This window comes from Arthrobacter humicola (assembly GCF_022803015.1).
Classification (GTDB): Bacteria; Actinomycetota; Actinomycetes; order Actinomycetales; family Micrococcaceae; genus Arthrobacter; species Arthrobacter humicola_A.
Map to the genome: position 1 here is coordinate 120,602 of NZ_JAFKON010000001.1, position 24,599 is coordinate 145,200.

23 protein-coding genes and 1 tRNA gene are annotated in these 24,599 nt (G+C 67.9%); 16 read left to right on the top strand and 8 right to left on the bottom strand.

Annotated elements, in window-relative coordinates:
• Positions 1-88: 88 nt before the first annotated feature.
• Positions 89-511: an HAD domain-containing protein gene (locus tag ARTB_RS00490; protein ID WP_243177174.1), complete on the bottom strand. Its 423-nt coding sequence runs from the start codon at positions 509-511 to the stop codon at positions 89-91.
• A gap of 171 nt (positions 512-682) precedes the next feature.
• Here ARTB_RS00490 and ARTB_RS00495 point away from each other — a divergent pair, with 171 nt between their 5' ends.
• The 5 genes from ARTB_RS00495 (at position 683) to ARTB_RS00515 (ending at position 5,733) form a co-directional block, all read left to right on the top strand.
• Positions 683-1,039 carry a YraN family protein gene (locus ARTB_RS00495; RefSeq protein ID WP_028275215.1) on the top strand — a complete coding sequence of 119 codons (357 nt, stop codon included), beginning with the start codon at positions 683-685 and terminating at the stop codon, positions 1,037-1,039.
• A complete protein-coding gene (locus ARTB_RS00500) occupies positions 1,040-2,587 on the top strand; it encodes a YifB family Mg chelatase-like AAA ATPase (RefSeq protein WP_243177175.1) in 1,548 nt (515 codons plus the stop codon). It abuts the gene before it with no gap.
• Positions 2,588-2,632: 45 nt separating this feature from the next.
• A complete protein-coding gene (gene dprA / locus ARTB_RS00505) occupies positions 2,633-3,820 on the top strand; it encodes a DNA-processing protein DprA (protein WP_243177176.1) in 1,188 nt (395 codons plus the stop codon).
• 78 nt (positions 3,821-3,898) lie between these two features.
• Positions 3,899-4,849, top strand: a complete 951-nt coding sequence (locus ARTB_RS00510) for a tyrosine recombinase XerC (protein WP_439954069.1) — start codon at positions 3,899-3,901, stop codon at positions 4,847-4,849.
• Positions 4,850-5,229: 380 nt separating this feature from the next.
• The gene (locus tag ARTB_RS00515) at positions 5,230-5,733 is read left to right on the top strand and encodes a DUF3145 domain-containing protein (protein WP_026266435.1); all 504 of its coding nucleotides are present in this window, start codon (positions 5,230-5,232) and stop codon (positions 5,731-5,733) included.
• Between the two features lie 132 nt (positions 5,734-5,865).
• On the opposite strand, the gene fabF is transcribed toward ARTB_RS00515, so the two are convergent.
• The 6 genes from fabF to aceE form a co-directional block, all read right to left on the bottom strand.
• A complete protein-coding gene (fabF, locus tag ARTB_RS00520; RefSeq protein ID WP_028275211.1) occupies positions 5,866-7,101 on the bottom strand; it encodes a beta-ketoacyl-ACP synthase II in 1,236 nt (411 codons plus the stop codon).
• 175 nt (positions 7,102-7,276) lie between these two features.
• A complete protein-coding gene (locus tag ARTB_RS00525) occupies positions 7,277-7,522 on the bottom strand; it encodes an acyl carrier protein (RefSeq protein WP_243177177.1) in 246 nt (81 codons plus the stop codon).
• Positions 7,523-7,724: 202 nt separating this feature from the next.
• Positions 7,725-8,786 carry a beta-ketoacyl-ACP synthase III gene (locus ARTB_RS00530; protein ID WP_243177178.1) on the bottom strand — a complete coding sequence of 354 codons (1,062 nt, stop codon included), beginning with the start codon at positions 8,784-8,786 and terminating at the stop codon, positions 7,725-7,727.
• A complete protein-coding gene (locus tag ARTB_RS00535; protein ID WP_028275209.1) occupies positions 8,783-9,712 on the bottom strand; it encodes an ACP S-malonyltransferase in 930 nt (309 codons plus the stop codon). Before ARTB_RS00535 ends, ARTB_RS00530 begins: the two co-directional genes overlap by 4 nt.
• Before the next feature lie 87 nt (positions 9,713-9,799).
• Positions 9,800-11,044: a PucR family transcriptional regulator gene (locus ARTB_RS00540; protein WP_279293836.1), complete on the bottom strand. Its 1,245-nt coding sequence runs from the start codon at positions 11,042-11,044 to the stop codon at positions 9,800-9,802.
• 203 nt (positions 11,045-11,247) lie between these two features.
• On the bottom strand, positions 11,248-14,016 hold the full coding sequence (gene aceE / locus ARTB_RS00545) for a pyruvate dehydrogenase (acetyl-transferring), homodimeric type (RefSeq protein WP_243177179.1): 2,769 nt from the start codon (positions 14,014-14,016) through the stop codon (positions 11,248-11,250).
• Positions 14,017-14,454: 438 nt separating this feature from the next.
• Here aceE and ARTB_RS00550 point away from each other — a divergent pair, with 438 nt between their 5' ends.
• From ARTB_RS00550 to ARTB_RS00585, 8 genes are all read left to right on the top strand, one after another.
• Positions 14,455-14,874 carry a DUF3052 domain-containing protein gene (locus tag ARTB_RS00550; protein ID WP_018773429.1) on the top strand — a complete coding sequence of 140 codons (420 nt, stop codon included), beginning with the start codon at positions 14,455-14,457 and terminating at the stop codon, positions 14,872-14,874.
• Positions 14,871-15,386, top strand: a complete 516-nt coding sequence (locus ARTB_RS00555; RefSeq protein ID WP_439954070.1) for a peroxiredoxin — start codon at positions 14,871-14,873, stop codon at positions 15,384-15,386. The genes ARTB_RS00550 and ARTB_RS00555 overlap by 4 nt, the downstream gene beginning before the upstream one ends.
• Positions 15,387-15,390: 4 nt before the next feature.
• Positions 15,391-16,323, top strand: a complete 933-nt coding sequence (locus tag ARTB_RS00560; protein ID WP_243177180.1) for an NAD-dependent protein deacetylase — start codon at positions 15,391-15,393, stop codon at positions 16,321-16,323.
• Positions 16,324-16,413: 90 nt separating this feature from the next.
• Positions 16,414-16,489 (top strand) — tRNA-Val (locus ARTB_RS00565).
• Between the two features lie 126 nt (positions 16,490-16,615).
• Positions 16,616-16,894 (top strand): hypothetical protein, encoded by a 279-nt coding sequence (locus ARTB_RS00570; protein WP_243177181.1) that lies wholly within the window; start codon positions 16,616-16,618, stop codon positions 16,892-16,894.
• Between the two features lie 247 nt (positions 16,895-17,141).
• Positions 17,142-17,972: a fumarylacetoacetate hydrolase family protein gene (locus tag ARTB_RS00575; protein ID WP_243177182.1), complete on the top strand. Its 831-nt coding sequence runs from the start codon at positions 17,142-17,144 to the stop codon at positions 17,970-17,972.
• 167 nt (positions 17,973-18,139) lie between these two features.
• A complete protein-coding gene (locus ARTB_RS00580) occupies positions 18,140-18,937 on the top strand; it encodes an IclR family transcriptional regulator (RefSeq protein ID WP_028277808.1) in 798 nt (265 codons plus the stop codon).
• A 163-nt stretch (positions 18,938-19,100) separates the two neighbouring features.
• Positions 19,101-20,450, top strand: coding sequence for an MFS transporter (locus tag ARTB_RS00585; RefSeq protein ID WP_155855730.1), 1,350 nt, complete (start codon positions 19,101-19,103; stop codon positions 20,448-20,450).
• 203 nt (positions 20,451-20,653) lie between these two features.
• Here the strand turns inward: ARTB_RS00585 and ARTB_RS00590 are convergent, their stop codons facing one another.
• The gene (locus ARTB_RS00590) at positions 20,654-21,718 is read right to left on the bottom strand and encodes a D-2-hydroxyacid dehydrogenase (protein ID WP_308197200.1); all 1,065 of its coding nucleotides are present in this window, start codon (positions 21,716-21,718) and stop codon (positions 20,654-20,656) included.
• A 65-nt stretch (positions 21,719-21,783) separates the two neighbouring features.
• Between ARTB_RS00590 and ARTB_RS00595 the strand changes: the two genes are divergently transcribed.
• The 3 genes from ARTB_RS00595 to ARTB_RS00605 are packed head-to-tail and all read left to right on the top strand — an operon-like array spanning position 21,784 to position 24,585.
• Positions 21,784-22,737 carry an NAD(P)-dependent oxidoreductase gene (locus ARTB_RS00595; protein WP_243177184.1) on the top strand — a complete coding sequence of 318 codons (954 nt, stop codon included), beginning with the start codon at positions 21,784-21,786 and terminating at the stop codon, positions 22,735-22,737.
• Between the two features lie 13 nt (positions 22,738-22,750).
• Entirely contained in the window at positions 22,751-23,521 is a 771-nt protein-coding gene (locus ARTB_RS00600; RefSeq protein ID WP_079554757.1) for an SDR family oxidoreductase, read from the top strand.
• Positions 23,521-24,585 carry an L-idonate 5-dehydrogenase gene (locus ARTB_RS00605; protein WP_243177185.1) on the top strand — a complete coding sequence of 355 codons (1,065 nt, stop codon included), beginning with the start codon at positions 23,521-23,523 and terminating at the stop codon, positions 24,583-24,585. Before ARTB_RS00600 ends, ARTB_RS00605 begins: the two co-directional genes overlap by 1 nt.
• The last annotated feature ends 14 nt before the right edge of the window (positions 24,586-24,599 follow it).

Here is a 24,599-nt window from a genome sequence, read left to right on the forward strand (position 1 = left end):
CGCCGGAAGTGGCCGCCCGGGATCCGCCTGGATCCCGGGCCGTCGGCAGGCGCTTCGGCGAAGTTTCCCAACGTTGGTAGATGTGCACTCAGGGGGTATCTCCACTGTTGAGAAATTCGGTTACCTGCTGCGCAACCTCGTCGGAGATTCCCGTTTGCCAGCTCGTTTTGAAAAAGGGCTGATCGGCATAGAAGTCAGTATCGTCGTCGACAATGGCATACCGCGTCACTTCCGGATGCCGGTCCAGCCACATCTTCACTTCCTCGCCACGAAAACCTGTGTCCGCTGTCGGAGTAACGTCAAAGGTCTTGTAAACGTGTCGGTCGACTTCTTCACGGCCGCCGGGGATATGCCGCCATGTGGACGTTAGAACAACGGCTGCGTCCGTGTCGAAGATGATCTTGCAGACCTTGGACGCCAGGAAAGGATCGATGCCCATGAAGCCGCGAAAGCTCTGTCTTGTACCAACGCGGTTGACGACACCGTCAATATCGAGGAAAAGTACCTTCATTCCTTGTTCCTCCTGCAGTTCTTTCGTTCTGCCTTGATTATGCGATCAGCAGTGCTGAACGGGCTGCGGATACTTTTCTCATCACGCATGTGCTCTTGCAGCACGGCGACGTTTTCCACATAGCCGAGGTGGGCTCTGTCGTCGTAAGTGGCGGCGCTTCACGCTGGAGGCATGAGAGCTAAGGATGTGCTGGGCCGGCGCGGGGAGGACCTCGCGGCCGACTTCCTGCAGGCCCACGGCATGCGGATCGTGGAGCGGAACTGGCGCTGCCCGGAGGGTGAGATCGACATTGTCGCGCTCGACGGCGACGCGCTGGTCATCGCCGAGGTGAAAACCCGGAAATCCCTGGCCTTCGGGCATCCCTTCGAGGCTGTCGGCGCGGACAAGCTGGCAAGACTACACCGGCTGGCAGCGGCGTGGTGCCGTGCCCAGGGGCTGTGGATGCCGCTGTGCCGCGTGGACGTGATCGCGGTGGTCGACGACGGCATTGGCGAGCCCGCCGTCGAGCACCTCAAGGGGGTGGGATAGATGGCCCTGGGCCGGACGTATTCCGTCGCCCTCGTGGGCCTCAACGGCTACATTGTGGAGGTCGAAGCCGACATCGGCCAGACCCTGCCGGCGTTCGTGATCCTGGGCCTGCCGGACGCCTCACTAAACGAGGCCAAGGAACGGATCCGCTCGGCGGCGCAGAATTCGGGGATCCCGCTGAGCCGCCGGAAGATCACGGCCAACCTCATCCCGGCATCCCTGCCCAAACGCGGTTCGGGATTCGACCTCGCCATCGCCATGGCCGTGCTGCTGGCGGCGAACGACATCCGGCCAACGGGCCGCACGGTCTTCATGGCCGAGCTCGGCCTGGACGGCCGGCTGCGGCCCGTGCGCGGCATCCTTCCTGCCGTGATGGCCGCGGTCCGGGCCGGCTACCCGGAGGTCGTCGTGGCCCGGGCCAACGTGGCGGAGGCCGAGTTGGTCCCCGGCGCGCAGGTCCGGGGCTATGCCACACTGGCCCGGCTCGCGTTTGACTGCGGCGCGGACCCGCAGGACCTCGTCCTCGACTTCGAACCCGATACCGAGGACTCCGGCCACCCCGAACCCGGCAACGGTCCCGCCCTGGCGCCGGACATGTGCGATGTCTCCGGCCAGGCGGCGGCGCGGCGTGCATTGGAAGTAGCCGCCGCCGGTGCCCACCACCTGCTGCTGACCGGGCCGCCGGGTGCCGGGAAGACCATGCTCGCCGAGCGGCTGCCCGGGCTGCTGCCGGACCTGGGCGACACCGAGGCCATGGAGGTGACCGCAATCCACTCGCTGTGTTCGCTGCCGTCGGGCTCCGTGCAGCTGCTGCGCCGCCCGCCCTACGAGAACCCGCACCACACCGCGACGGCGGTGGCCATCATCGGTGGCGGGTCCGGGCTGCCGCGGCCCGGGGCGGCATCCCGTGCGCACCGCGGGGTGCTCTTCCTGGACGAGGCCCCGGAGTACGACCGCGGCGTTCTGGACGCCCTGCGGCAGCCGCTGGAAAGCGGAGAGCTGGTCATCCACCGCTCGGCCGGGTCCGCGGCCTATCCCGCCCGGTTCCAGCTGGTCCTTGCAGCCAACCCCTGTCCCTGCGGCAAGGCAACGGGCAAAGGAGTGGACTGCATCTGCACGCCCATCATGCGCCGCCGGTACCAGGCCCGGATGTCAGGGCCGCTGCTGGACAGGGTCGACATCCAGCTCGAAGTCGAGCGGGTCTCGCTCGCCGGCTTCGGCCAACCTGCGGCCGAGGAAGGAACGGCCAGCATCGCGGAAAGGGTCCGGGCGGCCCGGGCCCGCCAGCTGGACCGGCTGCTGCCATTCGGGATGGAAACCAACGCGCAGGTGCCGGGGCGGCTGCTGCGCGGGTCCTTTCGGCTCGATGCCCCCACCACCCGCATCCTGGACTACGCACTGGAGCGCGGAGTGCTGACCGCCCGCGGCTACGACCGCGTGCTGCGCCTCGCGTGGACCCTTGCGGACCTGTCCCGGCACGACGTCCCGGACGCAGACGACGTCGGGCAGGCGCTGGGCCTCCGGCAGGCCGCCGCGGTCTCACCCTGAGCCTGCCGGCACGAAGCCCACCCCAGCCGTGCGAAAGGAACCACCATGATTGATGACGAACGAATAGCCCGCGCCGCTCTGGCCCGCCTGTTCGAGCCGCAGGACGCGGCGGGCCTGGCGCTGGTCCAGGCCGTGGGGGCGCAGGACGCCCTGCGGATTGCCAGCGGCGTGCTGGCCGCCGGTCCCGGGCTCGAACAGGAGATCACTGGAATCCTGGCGGACAGCGGGTCCGGCAGCGGCTGGTCCGGGCTTAGCGAGGCGCTGAAGCGTTGGGCCCCGCGCGTGCCCGACCTCGCCCCGGAGCGCGACCTGGCCACCATGCACCGGCTCGGCGGACGCCTCATCATTCCCAGGGATGACTTGTGGCCGCGGCAGTTGGCGGACCTCGGACTGCAGGAGCCCCTGTGCCTGTGGTGGCGCGGCGTGGAACAGGAGCTGCCCCCGGCGGCCCGGATCGTAGCCCTAGTGGGTTCCCGGGACAGCACCAGCTATGGAGCATCGGTGACGGGCGACCTCGCCTACTCGCTGGCCCAGCGCGGCTTCACGATCGTCTCCGGCGGGGCCTACGGGATTGATGCCCACGCCCACAGGGCGGCCCTGGCCGGAAGCGCGGGCGGTGTGCCCACCATTGCCGTCATGGCCGGGGGAGTGGACCGCTTCTACCCCGCCGGCAATGAGGACCTGCTGCGGACCGTGGCGAACCGCGGCGCGGTCCTGGCCGAGGTTCCGCCCGGGTCCGCTCCCACCCGTTACCGGTTCCTTCAGCGGAACCGGCTCATTGCGGCGTTGGCCTCCGTCACGGTCGTGGTCGAGGCCCGGTGGCGCTCCGGCGCCCTCAACACGGCCCACCATGCCGAAGGCCTGGGCAGGGCCGTGGGCGCCGTGCCCGGTTCCATCCACAGCGCCAACTCCGCCGGCTGCCACCGGCTTCTCCGTGAAGGCGGCGCGGTATGCGTCACGGATGCCGGGGAGATCGCCGAGCTCGCCTCCCCGAGCGGCGAGGCGATGCCCCCGGACAAGGCAGGCCGGTCTGAGGCCCACGATGGCCTGACCCTGGAGGACCTGATCCTGCTCGATGCCCTGCCGCTGCGGACCACCACCTCGGTCGAGAAGCTGGCCGCGGTGGCCGGGCTGAGCCCGGACTCGGTCCGCGCGGGTCTTGGCCGGCTCGGGCTGCTGGGGCTGGCCGAATCCCGGCATGGCGGCTGGAAACGCTCCGGGAAGGCGGACTGAGATGGCTTGCTTCACCGGGAAGAAGCGGCTCGCCGACCGGCTCCTTGAATGCCGGGGGAATACTGCCAGAGTAAGAGGGTGTCTACGCAGGATCCCCCCGCTGCCCCGCCCGCCGCGCCCGACGGCGATATCCAGCTCGCCGCCGCCCGCTTCGGCCGTTACCTGGAAGCGGAACGGGGCAGGTCCGCCCATACCGTGCGGGCCTATCTCTCCGATGTCGAAAGCCTGCTCGCGCACGCCGCAACCGAGGGCGTCCACGACCTTGCTGGGCTGGAGCTCGGGACCCTGCGGCGCTGGCTTGGCGCCCAGAGCGAGTCCGGGAAGTCCCGCGCCACCCTGGCCCGCCGCGCCGCCACCGCCAGGGCCTTCACCGCCTGGGCTGTCCGTGAGGAGCTGATCGAAGCCGACCCGGCCCTGCGGCTCAAGGCGCCAAAGCGGGAGAAATCCCTGCCCGGCGTCTTGCACCAGCAACAGGTCCGGCGGCTCGTGGACGACGCCGAATCCGCCTCGGCCGAGGGGGATCCGCTGGCCTTGCGCAACCGTGCCATGGTGGAGCTGCTCTACGCCACCGGTGTCCGGGTTGGCGAGCTGGCCGGTATGGACGTTGACGACCTCGACCCGGACCGCAGAACCCTCCGGGTGCTCGGCAAGGGCAACAAGGAACGCACGGTGCCCTACGGGCTGCCGGCGGCGCTCGCCGTCGACGACTGGCTCCGCCGCGGCCGGCCGGCCCTCGCTACCGGGACCAGCGGCCCGGCGCTCTTCCTGGGCGCGCGCGGCGGACGGGTGGACCAGCGCCAGATCCGCAGCGTGGTCAAGGAGATGCTGGAACGGCTGGGAGACACCGCCGCCACCGGGCCGCACGCTCTGCGGCACTCTGCAGCGACCCACCTGCTCGACGGCGGGGCCGATCTGCGCGCCGTGCAGGAAATCCTCGGGCACAGCAGCCTTGCCACCACCCAGATCTATACCCACGTGTCCGTCGAGAGGCTCCGGCAGAGCTACCAGCAGGCGCACCCCCGGGCCTGAGGATCGCCGGCCGGTCGCGTCCGGCCGGCCGGAAAGGCGCACAAGTCGGCCCGGATTCCTGCCCGGGATTCCGCCCGAATACCCGCCCAGGCCCAAGCGGACCAGGGTCCACCTGCGGGACTGCCGAACCGTGCACGGCGCGCCGGAAAAGACGCGCCGAATCGCACTGGCGTAATGAGGAGGGGTAGGGCAGAATAAAACTCACGCCCGGGAAGTTTCAAGTTGAACTTGAAGCTGGAATGCACTACGTCCCAGCTTTGAACCCGGTTGTATATTAGTAGTCTGGCAGGGACCGCCGGCATAAATTCGGATCCGCGCAACAGACAGACATCCAGGCACAGGTCGTTGGGGAAGACGTACCTACAGCTATGGAGGATGGAATGTCTGTTGCACTGACCCGAGGTGTGTTGTTCGTTCACTCGGCCCCGACTGCCTTGTGCCCCCACGTCGAGTGGGCCATAGGGTCTGTCGTGGACAAGCGGACGGACTTGGAGTGGACCGCTCAGCCTGCCGCGCCCGGAATGTTCCGGGCTGAGCTGTCGTGGACCGGAACGCCGGGCACGGGGGCTCAATTGGCGTCCGCTCTGCGAGGCTGGGCGCACCTGCGCTATGAAGTCACTGAGGAGCCGAGCCAGGGGGTGGACGGCGGCCGTTGGTCGCACACCCCGGAGCTCGGGATCTTCCACGCCACCACTGACGTCCACGGCAACATCATGGTGTCCGAGGACCGCATCCGTTACGCCTACGAATCCGGCGCCGGCGACCCCTCGGCCGTCTACCACGAGCTCTCCCTCGCCCTGGGCGAGGCCTGGGACGAGGAACTCGAGCCGTTCCGGCACGCCGCCGAAGGCGCCCCCGTCCGCTGGCTCCACCAGGTCGGCTAGGGCCTCACCGGGCGCACCACCGCAGTAATTCCATAGCTAGGCGCCAAAAAAGCAGATGGCGGCAATGTTCACGAAGAACATTGCCGCCATCTGCCGTCCCGGCGTGCTGCGGGCGTGCTGCTGGTCGTGCAGCTACACGCTGCGTACCGCGATCACGGCGTTGTGGCCGCCGAAGCCGAACGAGTTGCTCAGTGCGGCGATGCTGCCGGCCGGCAGGTCGCGGGCGGTCGTGACGACGTCGAGCGGGATTTCGGGATCCTGGTTCTCGAGGTTGATAGTCACCGGCGCCTTGCGGTCATAGATGGCCATGACGGTCAGCACGGCCTCTACGGCACCGGAGGCGCCGAGCAGGTGCCCCATCTGGGACTTGGTGGCCGAGACCGCTACCGAGTCCACGTGCTTGCCCAGGGCGGCCTTGAGGGCCGCGTACTCGGGCTTGTCTCCGACCGGAGTGGAGGTGGCGTGCGCGTTGACGTGCACGATGTCTTCAGGTTGGATGCGGCCATCGAACATCGCAGCCTTCAGCGCGCGGGTGGCGCCCAGGCCCTGGGGGTCCGGGGCGGTGATGTGGTAGGCGTCGGCGGTGACCGAGGTGCCCGCCAGTTCGGCGTAGATCCGGGCGCCGCGGGCCAGGGCGTGTTCCTCGGCCTCAAGCACCAGGGCACCGGCGCCCTCGCCCATGACGAAGCCGTCGCGGTCACGGTCGTAGGGGCGTGAGGCGTGCTCGGGATCGTCGTTGCGGCGTGAGAGGGCCTGCATGGAGGCAAAGGCGGCGATCGGCATCGGGTGAATGGCGGCTTCGGCGCCGCCGCACACGACGACGTCGGCCTTGCCGGCTCGGATCAGGTCCAGGCCCACGTGCACGGCCTCGGTGCCGGACGCGCAGGCGGAAACGGGGGTGTGGGCGCCGGCGCGGGCACCCAGGTCCAGGCTTACCGCGGCGGCCGGGCCGTTGGGCATCAGCATGGGTACGGTCATGGGCAGGACGCGGCGGGGACCCTTTTCGCGCAGGGTGTCCCAGGCATCCAGGAGGGTCCAGACGCCGCCGATGCCGGTCGCGAAGGCCACCGCCAGACGGTCGTGGTCGATTTCGGTGATGCCGGAGTCGGCCCACGCCTCGCGGGATGCGACCACGGCGAACTGGGTGGACGGGTCCATGCGCTTGGCCTCGACCCGGGTCAGGACGTCCAAGGCAGGGGTGGAGGCGCGTGCGGCGAAGTGGACGGGCAGTTCGTACTTGGCCACCCAGTCGTCCTCAAGCGTGTGCGCGCCGGAGACGCCCTTGAGCGCGTTCTTCCACATTGTGGGGACATCGCCGCCGATGGGTGTGGTGGCACCCAGACCGGTAATGACTACTTTGCGTGCCATGGGATCACTCTCTGTCGGTGCGCCTGCCGTATCCGGAACCGCGAATGGGATGGCCGGGGCCTGCGAGGGGAACTTTGGGGTGGTGCATTTCGTGGTGGTGCTGGTGGTCCGGTCCGGGCGCTGCTGCAGCGCCCGGACCGGGCACCGGGGTCCGCCGATGCTGGCGGAAGCCAGACTAGGCCTGGGCGTTGGCGATGAAGCTGACAGCGTCGCCGACGGTCTTGAGGTTCTTAACCTCTTCGTCCGGGATGCGGACGCCGAACTTCTCTTCGGCGTTGACCACGATCGTCATCATCGAGATGGAGTCGATGTCCAGGTCCTCGGTGAAGGACTTGTCCATTTCGACAGCCTCCGCGGCCAGGCCGGTCTCTTCGTTGACGATTTCAGCCAGGCCGGCCAGGATTTCTTCGTTGCTAGCCATTGATGGCTCCTTTTCTGGTTGTTGCCCTCGGCTGCCGGTGGAATGCCGGCAGCCTAGGGGCGGAAATGATTCAAACCGAGGGTTCGGCTTGGTGCGGGAATGCTTGCGAGCACAGCATGCGGGGCGGGCCCTGAAATTGAAGGACATGCGGTGCAAGGGTGAAACGGGTGGAACGTATTTAGTTCGAAAAAGCGGTGGCTGCCTAAGGAAGCACGACCACCTGGGCGCCGAAGACCAGACCGGCTCCGAAGCCGATCTGCAGCGCCAGCCCGCCGCTGAGCTCGGGGTTTTCCTCAAGCAGGCGGTGGGTGGCCAGGGGGATGGACGCCGCCGACGTATTTCCGGCGTCGGCGATGTCGCGGGCGATCTTGACGGTCGCGGGCAGGTGCAGCTTCTTGGCCATCTCGTCGATGATGCGCATGTTGGCCTGGTGCGGGATGAACGCGGCGAGGTCCTCGGACCGGATGCCGGCGGCGTCCAGGGCCTGCTGGGCCACCTTGGCCATCTCCCACACGGCCCAGCGGAAGACAGTCTGGCCGTCCTGGCGCAGGGTCGGCCACAGGGATGCGTCGGTCACTGCCGCTTCCTCATCGCTGACGGCGGCGCCGTGCTTGCCGGTCAGCGCGAGCTCGCGGATGTCGAGCATGGAGTGGGTCATGCCGATGGCATCCCACTTGCTGCCGTCCGAACCCCACACCGAGGGGCCGATGCCGGGCGTGTCGGAGGGGCCGATCACGACGGCGCCCGCGCCGTCGCCAAGCAGGAAGGAGATGGTCCGTTCCGTGTTGTCGATGACGTCGGAGAGCTTCTCGGCACCGACCACCAGGACGTAGGAGGCCGCGCCGGAGCGCACCAGGGCGTCGCCCTGGGCGATGCCGTAGCAGTAGCCGGCGCAGGCCGCGGAGATGTCGAAGGCCGGGGCCGGCGTCGCGCCGAGTCGGTCGGCGAGGCTCGCTGCGGCGGACGGGGTCGCATACGGGTGGGTGACCGTGGAGACGATCACGGCGCCGAGCTGGGAGGCCTCGATGCCGGCCCTTTGCAGTGCTTCACGTGCGGCGCCCTCGGCCATGTCAATCACGCTGACATCGGCGGGCGCGCGGTGCCGGGTGATGATGCCCGTGCGCTGGCGGATCCACTCATCCGAGGAGTCGATCCACTGGCACACGTCCTCGTTGGTCACGATCACGCTGGGCCGGTAGGCGCCGACACCCATGATGCGGGTGTTTGCCTGCACCGGTGCCTGCTTCAGAGTGGGAACGCTCATGCCCCTCCCTCCAGTTCTGCAAATAGGGCCAGGGCCGCGGAAAGATCGTCCGGGGTCTTGACGGTGACTGTCTTGACGCCGGGCATGCCGCGCTTGGCCAGGCCCGCCAGTGTTCCGGCGGGAGCCAGCTCGATCACGCCGGTCACCCCGCGCTGCACCATCGTCTCCATGCACTGGTCCCAGCGGACCGGACGGGAGACCTGGGCGATCAGGCTGTCGACGGCGGCGGCGCCGTCGGTGACTTCCGCGCCGTCGAAGTTGGACAGCAACGGCACCTGCGGGTCCTTCGGGTGCAGCGACGGACGCAGGGCCTGCAGGGCCGCGCCCGCGGGGGCCATGTGCGAGGTGTGGAACGCGCCCGCGACCTTCAGCGGGATAACCCGGGCCTTGGCCGGCGGGTTCTCCGCCAGGGCCTTGAGCTGCTCCAGGGTGCCAGCGGCGACGGTCTGGCCGGCCCCGTTGACGTTGGCGGCCGTGGCCCCGGCGGCAGCAATGGCTGCCAGGACCTCCGCGGGGTCGCCGCCCACGACGGCACTCATGCCGGTCGGGGTGGCGGCAGCAGCGGCTGCCATACTGTTGGCGCGTTCGCGGACAAACGTCATGGCTTCGGATTCCGACAGGACACCGGCGAGGGAAGCCGCGGTGATTTCGCCGACGGAGTGGCCGGCAAGGATGACGGGAAGCGTGCCGAGTTCGACGTCGAACAGCGACTTTGCCGTCACCAGGCCCGCAGCGACGATCAGGGGCTGCGCGACTGCGGTGTCCTTGATGGTCTCCTCATCGGAGGTGGTGCCATGGGCGGTGAGGTCGATGCCTGCTATCTCGCTGAGGGAGGCCAGGAGGCCTGCGACGGGTGGCAGTTCCAGCCAAGGGGCCAGAAAACCAGGGGTCTGGGAGCCCTGTCCAGGGCAAACGATTGCAAGCACGTAACCAGCTTTCCAAATTACCGCGTGAACATTCGTGTTTTCATGCACCAAGCTCACTGGGTCAGTTTGTAGGAAGTCTACAACGGTTCAGGAGCCGTTGCGGGGAGGTTGCCGCTCCGTGGGGGCCTTCGGCGGGGCAGAAAGCCGGCCCACGACGAGGGCGGTCTGGAGCACGAACGCCTCCCGCGGCAGCAGCGGATCCCAGCCCGTGACGTCGCAGACGCGCTTGAGCCGGTAGCGCACTGTGTTGGCATGGACGAAGAGTTCCCGGGCCGTGGCCTCGAGTGAATGGCCCAGTTCGAGGTACGTGCCGAGGGTCTCCACCAGCCCGTTGGAGGCGGCCAGCAGCGGGCGGTAGATGTTCTTGACCAGCGAGCGGCGGGCGGCGTCGTCGCCGGAGATCACCCGCTCCGGGAGCAGGTCATCGGCCGCCACCGGGCGTGGCGCGGAAGGCCACGCGCGGGCCGCGGTGAGGCCGGCAAAGGCCGACTGGGCAGAGCCGCTGGCCTCGAGGAGGGACCCGGCCTCCGGGCCGTAGACCACCGGGCCGGGGGCAAAGAGTTCGCTGAGTTTCAGGTACGCGGTCTCCCGGTCGTGGACCCCGCCCAGGATCAGGATGAGGCGGTCGCCCTGGATCCCCACAAGGGCGTCCTCGGCGAAGCGCCCCGCTGTGCGCCGCAGTTCGCTGACGTAGCTGGCGCTTGGTTCGGACGGGGAATTCCCTACCATGACGGTGAAGCGCTCCTGTGCTTTCCAGCCCAGGGCCGCGATCCTGGACCGCAGCGCGTCGGTGTTTTCGCCGCGGAGGATGGCATCGACAATCAGGGCTTCCAGCCGGGTATCCCAGGAGCCGCGGGATTCCGCGGCGCGGGCATAGACGTCGGCGGCCGCGAACGCGACCTCCCGCGAGTAGCGCAGCACGGCCTCCCGGAGGGCCCCCTGGTCCGCTTCCGGGGCGATCACCGGGACCTGGTCCTCGACGACTTCCACGACGATCCGGATCAGCTGGAGCGCCTTCTGCAGGCTGATGGAGCGGGTCAGCTCGGTGGGCGCGGTACCGAAGACGTCGGAGAGGATCCACGACGGCGAACTCGGCCGTTCGTACCAGGTGACGAATGCCGCGATGCCGTTCTGGGCCACCATGCCCAGGGCGGAACGTTCATCCGAGTTCAGCCGGCCGTACCACGGCAGGGACTTCTCCAACTGGCGCAGCGTCGTCGTCGACAGCTGGCCCACGCTGGCCCGGAGCTTCTTAAGGGTTTCGGCTTTCTCCGGAGTCATCGCCCTCGAGCTCGGATTGCGTTTTTCGGGAGTGGTGATCGGCTCTGCCATGCATTGAGCATACGGTGCGGGCCGCCCAAGCTCCATTTGTGCGAAGGCTACAACTGCCCTTGTCCTGCATCACAGCGGCCCGCGGCAGTCCAGAGCGCCCCCCGGAGGGAGGCAGGAGGGGGTGGGGCGGTTAACGCCCGACGGCGGCCCCCACCTTTCGGTGGGAGCCGCCGTCGTACGTTCGCTCTTGCGCTGAAGCGCGGTTAGGAGTCGCCGCCCGCGTTGCCGGTGGTGCCGGCGTTCACGTTGTGCAGGCGGTACTTCTCGATGGCCTGGGCAGGTGCCTGGGCATCCACTTCGCCCCGGCGGGCCAGCATCTGAAGGGAACGGACCACAACCGAGTGGATGTCGTTCTTGAAGAAACGGCGTGCCGCGGCGCGGGTGTCGGAGAAGCCGAAGCCGTCCGCGCCGAGTGAGGCAAACTCGTTCGGCAGGAACTGGCGGATCTGGTCCGGCACGGCCTTCATGTAGTCGGTGACCGCCACGATCGGACCGGTGGCACCGGCGAGCTGCTGGGTCACGAACGGGACGCGGGCGGGCTGGCCGGGGTTGAGGAAGGAGTCCTCCTCGGCGGCCATGGCGTCGCGGCGCAGTTCGGTCCAGGAGGTCACGGACCAGACATCGGCGGAGACGCCCCAGTCCTCGGCGAGGATCCGCTGGGCTTCGAGGGCCCAGGGAACGGACACGCCGGAGGCCAGGATCTGCGTGCGCGGGCCGTCAATCTTGGCCGGCGCCAGCAGGTAGATGCCCTTGATGATGCCCTCCACATCGAGTTCCGCCGGTGCGGGCGGCTGCACGATCGGCTCGTTGTAGACAGTGATGTAGTACATCACGTTCCGCGACGGATCGTTGGCGGCAATTTCTTTCCCGGCTTCGCCGGGCCCATACATCCGGTTGAGGCCGTCACGCATGATGACGCCCATTTCGTAGCCGTATGCCGGGTCGTAGGTGATGACGGCCGGGTTGGTTGCCGCCAGCATGGGGGAGTGGCCGTCGGCGTGCTGCAGGCCTTCGCCGGTCAGCGTGGTGCGTCCGGCGGTGGCGCCGATGATGAACCCGCGGGTCATCTGGTCGGCGGCGGCCCAGAAGGAATCGCCGGTGCGCTGGAAGCCGAACATCGAGTAGAAGACGTAGACCGGGATGAGCGGTTCGCCGTGGGTGGCGTAGGACGTGCCGGCGGCGGTGAAGGCCGCCACGGACCCGGCCTCGTTGATGCCGGCGTGCACGATCTGGCCGGAGATGGACTCCTTGTACGCCAGGACGAGCTCGCGGTCCACGGAGAGGTAGTTCTGGCCGTTCGGGTTGTAGATCTTCGCCGTCGGGAAGAACGCGTCCATGCCGAAGGTGCGAGCCTCATCGGGGATGATCGGCACGATCCGCTTGCCGAACTCCTTGTCCCGCATGAGGTCCTTGAGCAGGCGGACAAAGGCCATGGTGGTGGCGGCGTGCTGCTTGCCGGAGCCGCGGTTGGCGACTTCGTAGACCTTCTCGTCCGGGAGCGTGACGTCGGCGTGCTTGGAGCGCCGCTCGGGGACGAAGCCGCCGAGTTGCTTGCGGCGGTCCATCAGGTACTGGATCTCGGGGGAGTCCATGCCGGGGTGGTAGTACGGCGGCCGGTAGAGGTCCGCTTCGAGCTGGTCGTCCGTGATCGGGATGCGCAGGTGGTCGCGGAAGGCCTTGAGGTCCGCGAGGGTGAGCTTCTTCATCTGGTGGGTCGCGTTGCGGCCCTCGAAGTGGGTGCCCAGGCCGTAGCCCTTGACCGTGTGCGCCAGGATGACCGTGGGTTTGCCCTTGAACTCGGTCGCGGCCTTGTAGGCGGCGTAGACCTTGTTGTAGTCGTGCCCGCCGCGCTTGAGGTTCCAGATCTGGTCGTCGGTCAGGTCCTGGACCATTTCCTTGGTCTGCGGGGTCTTGCCGAAGAAATGCTCGCGGACGAACGCGCCGGACTCGGCCTTGTACGTCTGGTAGTCCCCGTCGACGGTCTCGTTCATGATCTTCACGAGCGAGCCGTCCTCGTCCTTGGCCAGCAGGTCATCCCACTCCCGGCCCCAGACGACCTTGATGACGTTCCAGCCGGCACCGCGGAAGAACGCTTCTAGTTCCTGCATGATCTTGCCGTTGCCGCGGACGGGACCGTCGAGGCGCTGGAGGTTGCAGTTGATCACGAAGTTGAGGTTATCGAGCTTGTCGTTGGCCGCCAGCTGCAGCAGGCCGCGGGACTCGGGCTCGTCCATTTCGCCGTCGCCCAGGAACGCCCAGACCTGCTGGTCCGAGGTGTCCTTGATGCCGCGGTTGTGCAGGTACCGGTTGGACTGGGCCTGGTAGATGGCGTTCATCGGGCCGATGCCCATCGAGACGGTGGGGAATTCCCAGAACTCCGGCATCAGGCGCGGGTGCGGATAGGAGGACAGGGCGTGCCCTTCCTTGGACTTCTCCTGCCGGAACCCGTCCAGGTCCTCCTCGGAGAGCCGGCCTTCCATGAAGGCACGGGCGTACATGCCGGGCGAGGCGTGGCCCTGGAAGAAAACCTGGTCGCCGCCGCCGGGGTGGTCCTTGCCGCGGAAGAAGTGGTTGAAGCCGACCTCGTACAGGGTCGCGGCACCGGCGTAGGTGGAGATGTGGCCGCCGACGCCGATATCCGCGCGCTGAGCCCGGTGCACCATCACAGCGGCATTCCAGCGCAGCCAGGCACGGTATTTGCGTTCGATCTCCTCATCCCCGGGGAACGGGGCTTCCTGATCGACCGGGATGGTGTTGACGTAGTCCGTGGTGGTGACCATCGGAACACCCACGGACTGCGCGCCGGCCCGCTGGAGCAGGCTTCGCATAATGTACTGGGCACGTTCGGTGCCTTGTTCCTGAATCAGGGTATCCAGGGACTCCAGCCACTCGGCGGTCTCTTCCGGATCACGATCAGGCAGCTGGTTTGTCAACCCGCTGAGGATATGGGAGGTATCTTCTCCTGCAGCCACGTCCAACCTCTCTTTGAGCGCATCTATCGGCACCCTCAGCTCCGGGCAGGGTGACTGCCTGGCGTGAACGCGACGTGTGCGACATATCGGTTACATCAGCCCGGTCGTATGCGCCGGGCAAGGTCCAATCACGGTACGCCTGCCTGTGTATTAGCCGGGCGGTTGCCCGCGCAGGCGTAGTCGTCATCAGCCACTCTAGCCGTGCGGGCTGATGGATGCGTAGCCGCCCTATGGACCCGTCCCCGTATTTCACGGGCATACTGGTTGTGTGACGAAGCGCTGCCCGGCAGCCTCCGGATCGGCCTGTGTGACGCAGAATATGGCGGATCGCGGTGCCAACAGCTTGAAGCGAGAGCTCAAAGGGTGTTGGCTTGGAGTAATGGAAATCACTAGTGCCATTGAAAACATGAAGCAATTCAAAAAGCATAGGAGCAACACGTGAGCGAGGCCGACGCCGCCACTTCGGTAAATGTGGCGGAGAAACTGGGTTTCAAAGACGGGGACCTGATTCAGGAATTCGGTTATGACGACGATGTCGACTTCGACTTGCGGGACGATATCGAAGATCTCACGGGCTCTGAGCTTCTCGATGAGGACGATCACGAGGTGGTCGATGCCGCCATTCTCTGGTGGCGGGCAGGTGACGGAGACCTTGTGGACACGCTGGTCGACTCGCTGACCACTCTCACCGAGGGCGGCGTTGTCTGGGTCCTGACTCCCAAGTCCGGCCGGGACGGCTACGTCTCGCCCGCGGACATCCAGGACGCCGCGCCCACCGCAGGGCTCCACTACACCACCTCCGCCGGCGTCTCGAAGGACTGGAGCGCCACCCGGTTGGTCACGCGGAAGAACAAGTGACCCAAGCGGTCCAGCGCGAGGCCTCCGGGCCGGGCTCCGCCGTGAGTCCCGTTCCCGGCGTCGGCGATCCCGCACCGGATTTCGAGCTCGCCAATCAATTCGGCGAACCGGTGCGCCTCTCGGACTTCCGCGGCCGCAACGTCGCCATAGTCTTCTACCCGTTTGCCTTCTCCGGGATCTGCACCGGGGAACTCTGCGAAATCCGGGACAACCTGGCACTGTTCGAGGATGCCGACGCCGTCGTGCTGGCAGTCTCGGTGGACAGCAAATTCGCCCAGCGTGCCTATGCCGAAAAGGAAGGCTACGGCTTCGATCTGCTGGCCGACTTCTGGCCGCACGGCGCCGTGGCCTCGGCTTACGGTGTGTTCGACCCTGACAGCGGCATGGCGCTGCGCGGCACCTTCATCATCGACGCTGCGGGAATCGTCCGCTACGTCGTGGTGAATCCGCGCGGCCAGGCCCGCGACTTCGCCGAATACCGGGCGGCCCTCACAGGACTCGGCGGGAGCTGATCCGGTGAGGCAGCGGCGGCCAGGAATCGGCATGACCGGGTTTGCCAGCCTCCCGCCGGTTACGGCCGCCGGGAGCGCCGCGGAACTCCAGCGCACCGAATTGGAGGCCCTGCAAGACATCCACGGACTCCTGTCCGGGGAGCAGTTCGCCGTGCTGACAGGCGCCGGCCTGAGTACGGATTCAGGCATCCCCGACTACCGCGGGCCCGGCGCCGCACCGCGGACCCCCATGACCTACCAGGAATTCATCGGCGAGCCGGGAAACCGGCAGCGCTACTGGGCCCGCAACCACATCGGCTGGTCACATCTGCGCAGGGCGGATCCGAACGATGGCCATGCCGCTGTAGCCCGGCTGGAGCAACGGGGGCTTCTCACCGGCCTCATCACACAAAACGTGGACCGGCTCCACGAGGACGCCGGCAGCGTCAACGTCGTGGACCTGCACGGCCGGTTCGACCAGGTGGTGTGCCTGGACTGCCACCGGCGGTTCAGCCGCCGGATGCTGGCCGGAGTCCTGGAAGAACTCAACCCCGGGTTCCTGGAACGGGCACAGGCGGCCGGGGTGGTTGAAATGGCGCCGGACGCCGATGCCGCCGTCGAGGACACCGAACTGATTGGATCGTTCATCGTCGCCCGTTGTCCGGCCTGCGGCGGCACCCTAAAACCGGACTTCGTGTACTTCGGGGAAAACGTGCCCAAGGACCGGGTGGAGCGCTCGTACGCCATGGTCGACGCCGCCCGGGCGCTCCTGGTGGCCGGCTCGTCGCTCACCGTGATGAGCGGCCTGCGTTTTGTCCGCCATGCGGCGAAGCAGGGCAAAGCCGTGGTCATCATCAACAGGGGACCGACCCGCGGGGACGGCCTCGCCACCATCAAGCTGGAGGCAGGCGTCAGCGGGGCCTTGACCTGGCTCGCCGCCGAGCTGCCGCCCCTGTAGCGACGGCCGGGCCGATTGGCGCTTGGCCGGTGACATCCGGTACAGTAGCTGTTCGTTGGTTGAAGCGCTGAGGCGCGGATGCCGCGGTTTGGGTCTTTAGCTCAGCTGGTAGAGCGCCACGTTTACACCGTGGATGTCATCGGTTCGATCCCGGTAGGACCCACCACAGAAAACCCCGCTTTTCCGGACCACGCGGTCCGGAAGGGCGGGGTTTTGTGCGTTCCGGCGGGGGATGCTGTGCGCCCCGAAAATGTCAGGGCTCCGCCCTACTGTGACGGGCATGGAACACGTGATGGTGAAAACAGGCCCGGACGGGCGGCCCCTGGCAGTAGTGCGCGGGGGCAGGGAATGGTTGATCGGGGCCGAGCCCGTGCGTTGGTTCGAGCGGGTCAGCTGGTGGGAGGCCGAGCGCCGGATGCCCAAGGGCCTGAGCCGCGTGGACGTCGAAGTCTGGCAGGTCCAGGCGAAGCTCGGCCGCAACCGCGGATCTGCCCTGACCACCATGGAACTGATCCGGGACGGCCTCGGTGGGGGCTGGCGGCTGCGGGGGGCCGTTGCGGACGCCGCGTAGGCTGCCTGCGCGGGCAACAATCGCCCGGCCCGGCCAGCAAAAATGGGGACCCCGGACCCTGGTATCACCCGGGCATTGGAAAAGCCTTCCACCGCGACTATTGGGGGATGCCGCGGTGGAAGGCTTGTAATGAATATACCGTGAACGCTTGGAAATGTGAAACACCGGCGGGGTTTCTGCGCGCCGGAATTACGCCACTCGATGGCCTAATCGCGGGCCCCGGGAGTCCGCCGCCTAGGATGTTTTCATGACCGCTACGAGTGCCCGCCGAATCGCCAGAGTCCGCCCGCTTTCCCCGGCTGCCGCGGACGAATACTTCTTCGTCGCCAACGACGCAGCGGACTTTGGCAGTGCGGCGGGCAGGGCGTGGACGGTGACACCCTCTCCGTTCCCGGGTTCTGCCGCCAATGCCGGCAGCCTGCCCCGCAGCGGTTGGGGGGCCGGCGCGACGGTGGAGGAAGCGTCGTTCACGTTCCTCGCGCCCTGTGTCCCGGCCAACGTCCTGGGCATGGCGCACAATACCGGTGCCGCCGGTCGCGGGCTTCCGCCGCAGGCCTTCCACAAGGCGTCCACCAGCGTGGTCGGCCCGGGGGACGCGGTTGAACTCCGGCCGGGCGTGGGGCGCGTCGAGCCGGAGGCCGAACTGACCCTCGTCATCGGGAGCAGGGCCCGCGGACTGACGCCCGGCAACGCCATGGGCGCGGTCCTGGGCTACACCATAGGAAATGACGTCTCCGCCAGGAATCTGCAGGAATCCGATGAGCTGTGGATCAGCGCCAAGAGCCAGGACACGTTCACGCCCGTGGGGCCCTGGATCGTCACGGACCTGAACGGTGACGACCTGGCGATCGGCATCAAACACAACGGTCGGGAACTCCAGGCAGCCAGCTCCGCCGACCTTGGCTGGAAGGTGGAGGAAATCCTCACCTATCTCACTTCCTTCATGACTCTTCACCCGGGTGACCTGGTGCTGACGGGATTCCCCGCCGAGTGTGCGCCGATCGTCCCCGGCGACACCGTCACGTGCCACATTGCCGGCATCGGCGAGCTGACGAACCCCGTGGTGTCTGCCGCCTAAGGGGCCGGCGGTCCCCGACGAGGCCCGCCGACAGGGGAGCAATGGATGCACGGGCTTTGCCGGTCCCGGTTCGAGGCGCCAGACATTATGATGGTTAGTGTTCAGCTGACTGGACGGCATTCGAACGAGTGACGCGGCGACTTGCGCGCGATACCTGAAGGAGAATCATGGCCGATTCCCGAGTTTCCCGACCCTCCGACGGATTGGGGAGCGCGTCACCCGCACCGGCTGTCACCCGCGCCGCCGCCGTGCTGGAAGCCCTGGCGGCATCCGCGACCGGACGCCTCACGCTCAGTGACCTGTCCCGGGAACTGGGAATCCCTAAGTCCTCCACCTCCAACCTCCTGCTCGCGCTCGAGGAGGCGAGGCTTATCAGCCGCCAGGGCGCGGAGTTCACCCTCGGCCGGAAGCTGGTTGAGCTGGGTGCTGCCTACCTCAGCCGCCTCGACGAGGTCCAGGAGTTCTACCGCTTCTGTGAACAGGCCCCGACACTCTCGGGAGAGACGGTCCGGATCGCCATGCTGGACGGAACAAATGTCATCTACCTCGCCCGCTACGAAGGGCACCCGGCGGTGCGCCTGACGTCCAATATCGGCGACAAGATGCCTGTGTCCCTCTGTGCCGTGGGCAAGGCCCTGATCGCGCGGCTGCATGATCACGACGTCGACGAGATGTTTCCCGACGACGCGACTCTTCCGGTCCTGACGCCGAAGTCGCTGCGCACGGGTGCCGAGCTCAAGGCGCAGCTCACGCTCATCCGGGAGCAGGGGTATGCGTTCGAGGACGAGGAATCCACCACCGGCGTCGTGTGCCTGGCCGTCGCCGTCCCGACCCGGGGCGCACACGGGCCCAGCCTCGGCCTTTCGGTCACCGCGCTGAAGGCGACTTACTCGCAGGAGCAGGGCGCCATGATGGTGAAGGAACTCCAGGACCTCGCCCGGTCCCTCGGCAATCCCATGGGCTAGGGGCCAGCGCTGCTGAGCGTTTCGGGACGTCCGGAATAAATCTGATTATTCATTGGCTAGGCGATCACTATGCTGTACTCTGTTCAGCATAGTGATCGACTCCTTGGGGTTGCTCACACCCACCAGACCAACGGGGGTCTGGAGTGTTCTTGAGGGAGTGCTTGTGACAACTAGTACTAATACACCGCTCGCTGAAGCGGACGGCGCCGTCGTCGATCCGGAACAGCTGCGACGGGCAACGCTTGCCAGCTCTGTGGGCTCCGCGCTGGAGTACTACGACTTCTACATCTACGGGCTGGCCTCCGCCCTGATCTTTGGCCCGCTGTTCTTCAAGCCGCTCGGCGAGGACGGGGCCCTGATTGCATCCTTCGCCACGTACGGTGTGGGCTTCGCGGCCCGGCCCTTCGGCGGGATGGTCTTCGGCTACATCGGCGACCGGTTCGGCCGCAAGATGGTCCTGATCCTCACCATCGGCCTGATGGGGACCGCCAGCTTCGCCATCGGCCTGCTGCCGACGTACGAACAGGCCGGCATGCTCGGCGCCGTTCTTCTGGTGACGCTGCGCATCCTGCAGGGACTGGGTGCCGGCGCTGAACAGGCCGGCGCCACCACGCTGATTTCCGAAGTCGCGCCGCGCCGCCGTCGTGGCTTCTTCGCTTCGCTCCCGTTCGTCGGCATCCAGCTGGGAACCCTGCTCGGCGCCGGAACGTTCGCGCTCATTGCCATGGCAGACAAGGCCGTCCTGGAGGGCTGGCTGTGGCGGGTGCCCTTCCTGGCCAGCGTGCTCCTGGTTGTGGTGGCCATCTTCATCCGGCTCCGGCTGAAGGAAACGCCCGTCTTCCAGGAACTGGAAAAGCACAAGAATGTAGTCAAGAACCCCATCGGCCAGCTGTGGAAGCACTCGAAGAAGAACGTGCTGATCGGCATCGGCCTGCGGATGGGCGAAAACGGCAATTCCTCGATCTACTCCGCCCTGCTCATCGCGTTCCTGGCGGCCAAGGACGGCGTTTTTCCCGGCGACAAGTTCATCGGTCCGGTCGGCCTGCTCATCGCCGCGGGCTTCGCGGCCGTCATGGTGATCACTTTCGGTGCGCTGTCCGACAGGTTCGGCCGGGTGCCGGTCTACCGCTACGGTGCACTGTTCCAGGCGCTCATCGCGCTTCCGGCGTTCTACCTGGTGACGCTGGGCAATGTCACGCTGGTCTGGATTGTCATGGTGGTGGGCATCGCCCTCGGCGTTCAGTCCATGCTCGGCCCGCAGTGCCCGCTGCTGCCTGAACTCTTCGGCTCGCAGTACCGCTTCACCGGCGTGGCCATGAGCCGGGAGCTCTCCGCCGTCCTGGCCGGCGGCCTGGTCCCGCTGGTCGGCGCCGCGCTGCTGGCCGCCACGGACCATTCCTGGCTGGTGCTCGCCATCTACTCGCTGGTCCTGGCGCTGATCTCTTTCGTCACCACCTTCTTCACACCCGAGACGGTGGGACGCGACCTTCTCCTGACGGAGGATGCGCACTAGGCGGTCCGGGCAGCAGACGCTCCGTCCGAGCAGCACAGGCCGTGGCCCCTTCCACCCAGGAAGGGGCCACGGCCGTTTCTGCGCGACCCGAATACCCGCGTCGCCGGGCGGAACCGGCCTCGCCCAACGCAAAGGGCGGCCCAACCGTTTCCGGTGGGCCGCCCTGTGTGCGCTGCGGCGCTGTGCAGTGCGGAAGAACGGACTCAGTAGAAGTGCACCGTGTCCACCAGGTGTGGGAGTTCGCCGCCGTCGAGGTAGGTCCGCAGGTTGCTGCAGAAGCGTTCGGTGATCAGCCGGTTTTCGGCGGCACTGAGCGCCGAGGTGTGCGGGGACACCATCACCCTGGGGTGGTTCCACAGCGGGCTGTCCTGCGGCAGCGGCTCCACGGCGAAGACATCGAGGCAGGCATAGGAGACCTGGCCGTTGCCCAGGGCCTCCAGAAGCGCCTCTTCATCCACCACGGTGCCGCGGCCCACGTTGACGAAGACCGTTCCGGGCTTCATGGCGGCGAAGACGTCGCGGCTGAAGAGCTTCTCGGTGTACGGCGTGCCGGGCAGGGTATTGACGACGGCGTCTGCAGTGCCCAGCAGGCCGGCGAGGCGGTCGTTGTCCGTGACCGTCTCGATCCCGTCGATGGCCTCCACGGTCCGCTTGGTCCCGCTGACGCTCATGCCCAGGGCGCGGGCGATCCGGGCGGTCTCGAGCCCGATCTCGCCGAGCCCGGTGACCACCAGGCGGGAGCCGTTGACCAGGCGGGTGGGGATGCGGAGCTCGGGCCAAACCTTGGCCGCCTGGTCCTGGGCCAGCTCGGCGCTGCGCTTGAAGCCGTTGAGGATGCCCAGGGCGGCGAACTCGGCGAGCGGCAGGGCGTGCACCCCGGCCGAGGTGGTGACCCTGAACTTCTGCAGCGTCGCGGCGTCCAGCCCCGATGCCTTCACGGCACCGCCGGCGCCGGCCGCCATGGCATGGATCCACTCAAGCCGGGGATTGCTGCCGGCGATCCGGGCGAGGCCTGCCGGGCTTTCGTTGGGGAGCCCGTACAGGACCTGGGCCTTGTTGAGCATGTCCCAGTAGCGCTCTTCCTGCTCCGGCGTCCGGCGGAAGTCCGGGTCACCCGCATGGTCGGCGGGAAAACGTTCCGGCGGCAAGAGCTCGGGGTCGTAGAGGACGGTCACGGACGGATCTACGGCGCGGATGCGGTCCACCAGCTCTGCTTCGAGCGGGACGGCGATCGCGACGGTGGTTTTGGGCGTCATAGTGTTCATCATACTGAATGGAGGCTAGGATGCTGAACAGAATCTCAAGATTAACCACGACGAATCGAGGGCAACGCATGGAGATTGACCGCAGGGAGGCCGGGTTTGTCGGCCTCGGCCTGATGGGCGCGCCGATGGCCGCCAACCTCCTCGCGGCAGGATGGACCGTCACCGCCTGGAACCGTTCGCCGGCGGCGCTGGACGCCTTCGAGGCCCTGGGCGGCTCGCGCGTGGCCAGGGTCGAGACGCTTCGCGACCAGCCCGTCATTGTCTTCATGCTGCCGGATCTGTCCGACATTGAGGATGCGAGTGCCGCGCTCCTGGCCGGCTGGGCCGCCAGCCCGCCCGCGCCCGGAACCGCCGTCGTGGTGATGAGCAGCGTGTCGCCGTCCGGCGTGCGGGACTTCGGGGCACGGGTCGCCGAGGCGAGCGGGGGCAACGCCGTCGTCGTCGATGCGCCCGTCAGCGGCGGCACCAAAGGCGCGGCGGACGGCACCCTCGCCATCATGGCGGGCGCCACCGACGGCGACTTCCGCCGGCTCCTGCCGCTCTTCGGCGCGATGGGCAGCACCGTGCGGCGGCTGGGACCGCTGGGATCGGGGTCGCTCGCCAAGGCGTGCAACCAGCTGATCGTGGGAACCACGACGGCGGCGCTCGCCGAGGCCGCGGAGCTCGCCGAACGCTCCGGCATGGAGGTGCCCGCCCTTTACGAGGTGCTCGCCGGCGGACTCGCGGGCAGCCGGGTCCTGGACATCGTGGGCCCACGACTCGCCGCCAGGGACTACGAGCCCACCGGGCCTGCCAAGTTCATGCACAAGGACCTCTCCTTCGTGCTCGAGAGCGCCGCAGCCGCGGGTGCCGCAGTACCGATGGCGGCCGCCGGCGCCGAGCTCTACGCGGAACTCAAGCGCCAGGGGCTGGGGGACCGGGACCTCGCCGTCGTGCGGCAGGCCATTTCCAACCTCAGCGACAACGCGCGTGACAACCCCAGCGACAAGCCAACAGCCAACACAGCAGCAAAGACCAAATGAGGATCAGTGAACCATGAGCGGACTTTTTGACCTGACCGGGCGCGTGGCCCTGGTGACCGGTTCGAGCCGGGGAATCGGCAACGCCCTGGCCCGGGCCCTGGCCGACGCCGGCGCCACCGTGGTGCTCAACGGCATCAACCCCGAGCGGCTCAAGGCCGCCGAGGCCGCGATGGCCGCGGACTACGCGCCGGGCCGGGTGCACAGCTGCGCCTTCGACGTCACCAGCGACACCGGGGCCGCCCGGGGCATCGCCTGGGTGGAGGAGAACGTGGGCCCGCTGGACATCCTGGTCAACAACGCCGGCATCCAGCACCGGGTCCCGATGCTCGAGCTCGACGTGGCCGACTGGGAACGGGTCATCTCCACGGACCTGACCAGCGCGTTCCTGGTGGGGCGGGAAGCGGCCCGGCACATGATCCCGCGGGGCCGGGGCAAGATCATCAACATCTGCTCGGTCCAGACCGACCTCGCCCGGCCCACCATCGCGCCCTACATCGCGGCGAAGGGCGGCCTGCGGAACCTGACCCGGGCCATGACCGCGGAATGGGCCGCCTCGGGCCTGCAGATCAACGGGATCGCGCCGGGCTACATCCACACCGAGATGACCCAAAACCTTGTTGACGATGAGCAGTTCAACGCCTGGATCCTGGGCCGGACCCCCGCGCACCGCTGGGGGACCGTGCAGGACCTGGCCGGACCCGCCGTGTGGCTGGCCTCCGACGGATCCGACTTCGTCAATGGCCAGACCATCTTCATCGACGGCGGAATGACGGTGGTGGTCTGATGGGCGGCGTGGCAGCACTTCCGGCCACGGCCGCGGCGGTGGTGGCCCACGCGGCGGGCGATCTGCGGATCGAGGACATCCCCGTGCCCGCGCCGGCGCCCGATGAAGCCGTCATCGACGTCGCCTTCGGCGGCATCTGCGGCTCCGACCTGCACTACTGGCTGCACGGCGCCGCGGGCGAATCCGTCCTCAAGGCTCCCATGGTCCTGGGCCACGAGATCGTGGGGACCGTGATCCGCGCCGCCGCTGACGGCTCGGGGCCCGGGCCCGGCACGGCCGTCGCGGTGCATCCCGCCACGCCGGGCCCTGGCGGCGCCCTGTACCCGGCGGAGCGTCCGAATCTGTCGCCGGGCTGCACCTACCTGGGCAGCGCCGCGCGGTTTCCGCACACCGACGGCGCGTTCAGCCGGTATGTGAACCTGCCGGCCCGGATGCTCCGGCCGCTGCCGGCGGGGCTGGACCTGCAGACCGCGGCCCTGGCGGAACCGGCCAGCGTCGCCTGGCACGCCGTGGCGCGCGCCGGGGACGTGGCGGGAAAGACGGCGCTGGTGATCGGCAGCGGTCCCATCGGGGCCCTGGCCGTGGCCGTGCTCAAACGCGCCGGCGCCGGCCGGATCGTGGCCGTGGACATGCACGAGCGGCCGCTGGAGATAGCCCGTGCCGTGGGGGCCGACGCGGTCCTCAAGGGGGACGACGCCGGGGCGATCGCCGCGGTTGAGGCGGACGTCGTCATCGAGTCCTCGGGCAGCCACCGGGGCCTGGCCTCGGCGATCACGGGCGCGGTCCGTGGCGGCAGGGTGGTGATGGTGGGGCTGCTGCCTTCCGGCCCGCAGCCGGTCCTGATCTCCCTGGCCATTACCCGCGAGCTGGAGCTGGTGGGCTCCTTCCGCTTCAATGACGAAATCGACGACGTCATAGCGGCGCTCGCCGACGGCTCCCTGCGGGTGGACCCCGTGGTAACCCACACCTTTGGCCTGGACCGCGGACTGGAAGCGTTCGAGGTCGCCAGGAACGCGGCTGTTTCGGGGAAGGTGCTGCTGGACTTCAGGCGGGCGCCGGCGTGAGGAGCGCCGCCGTC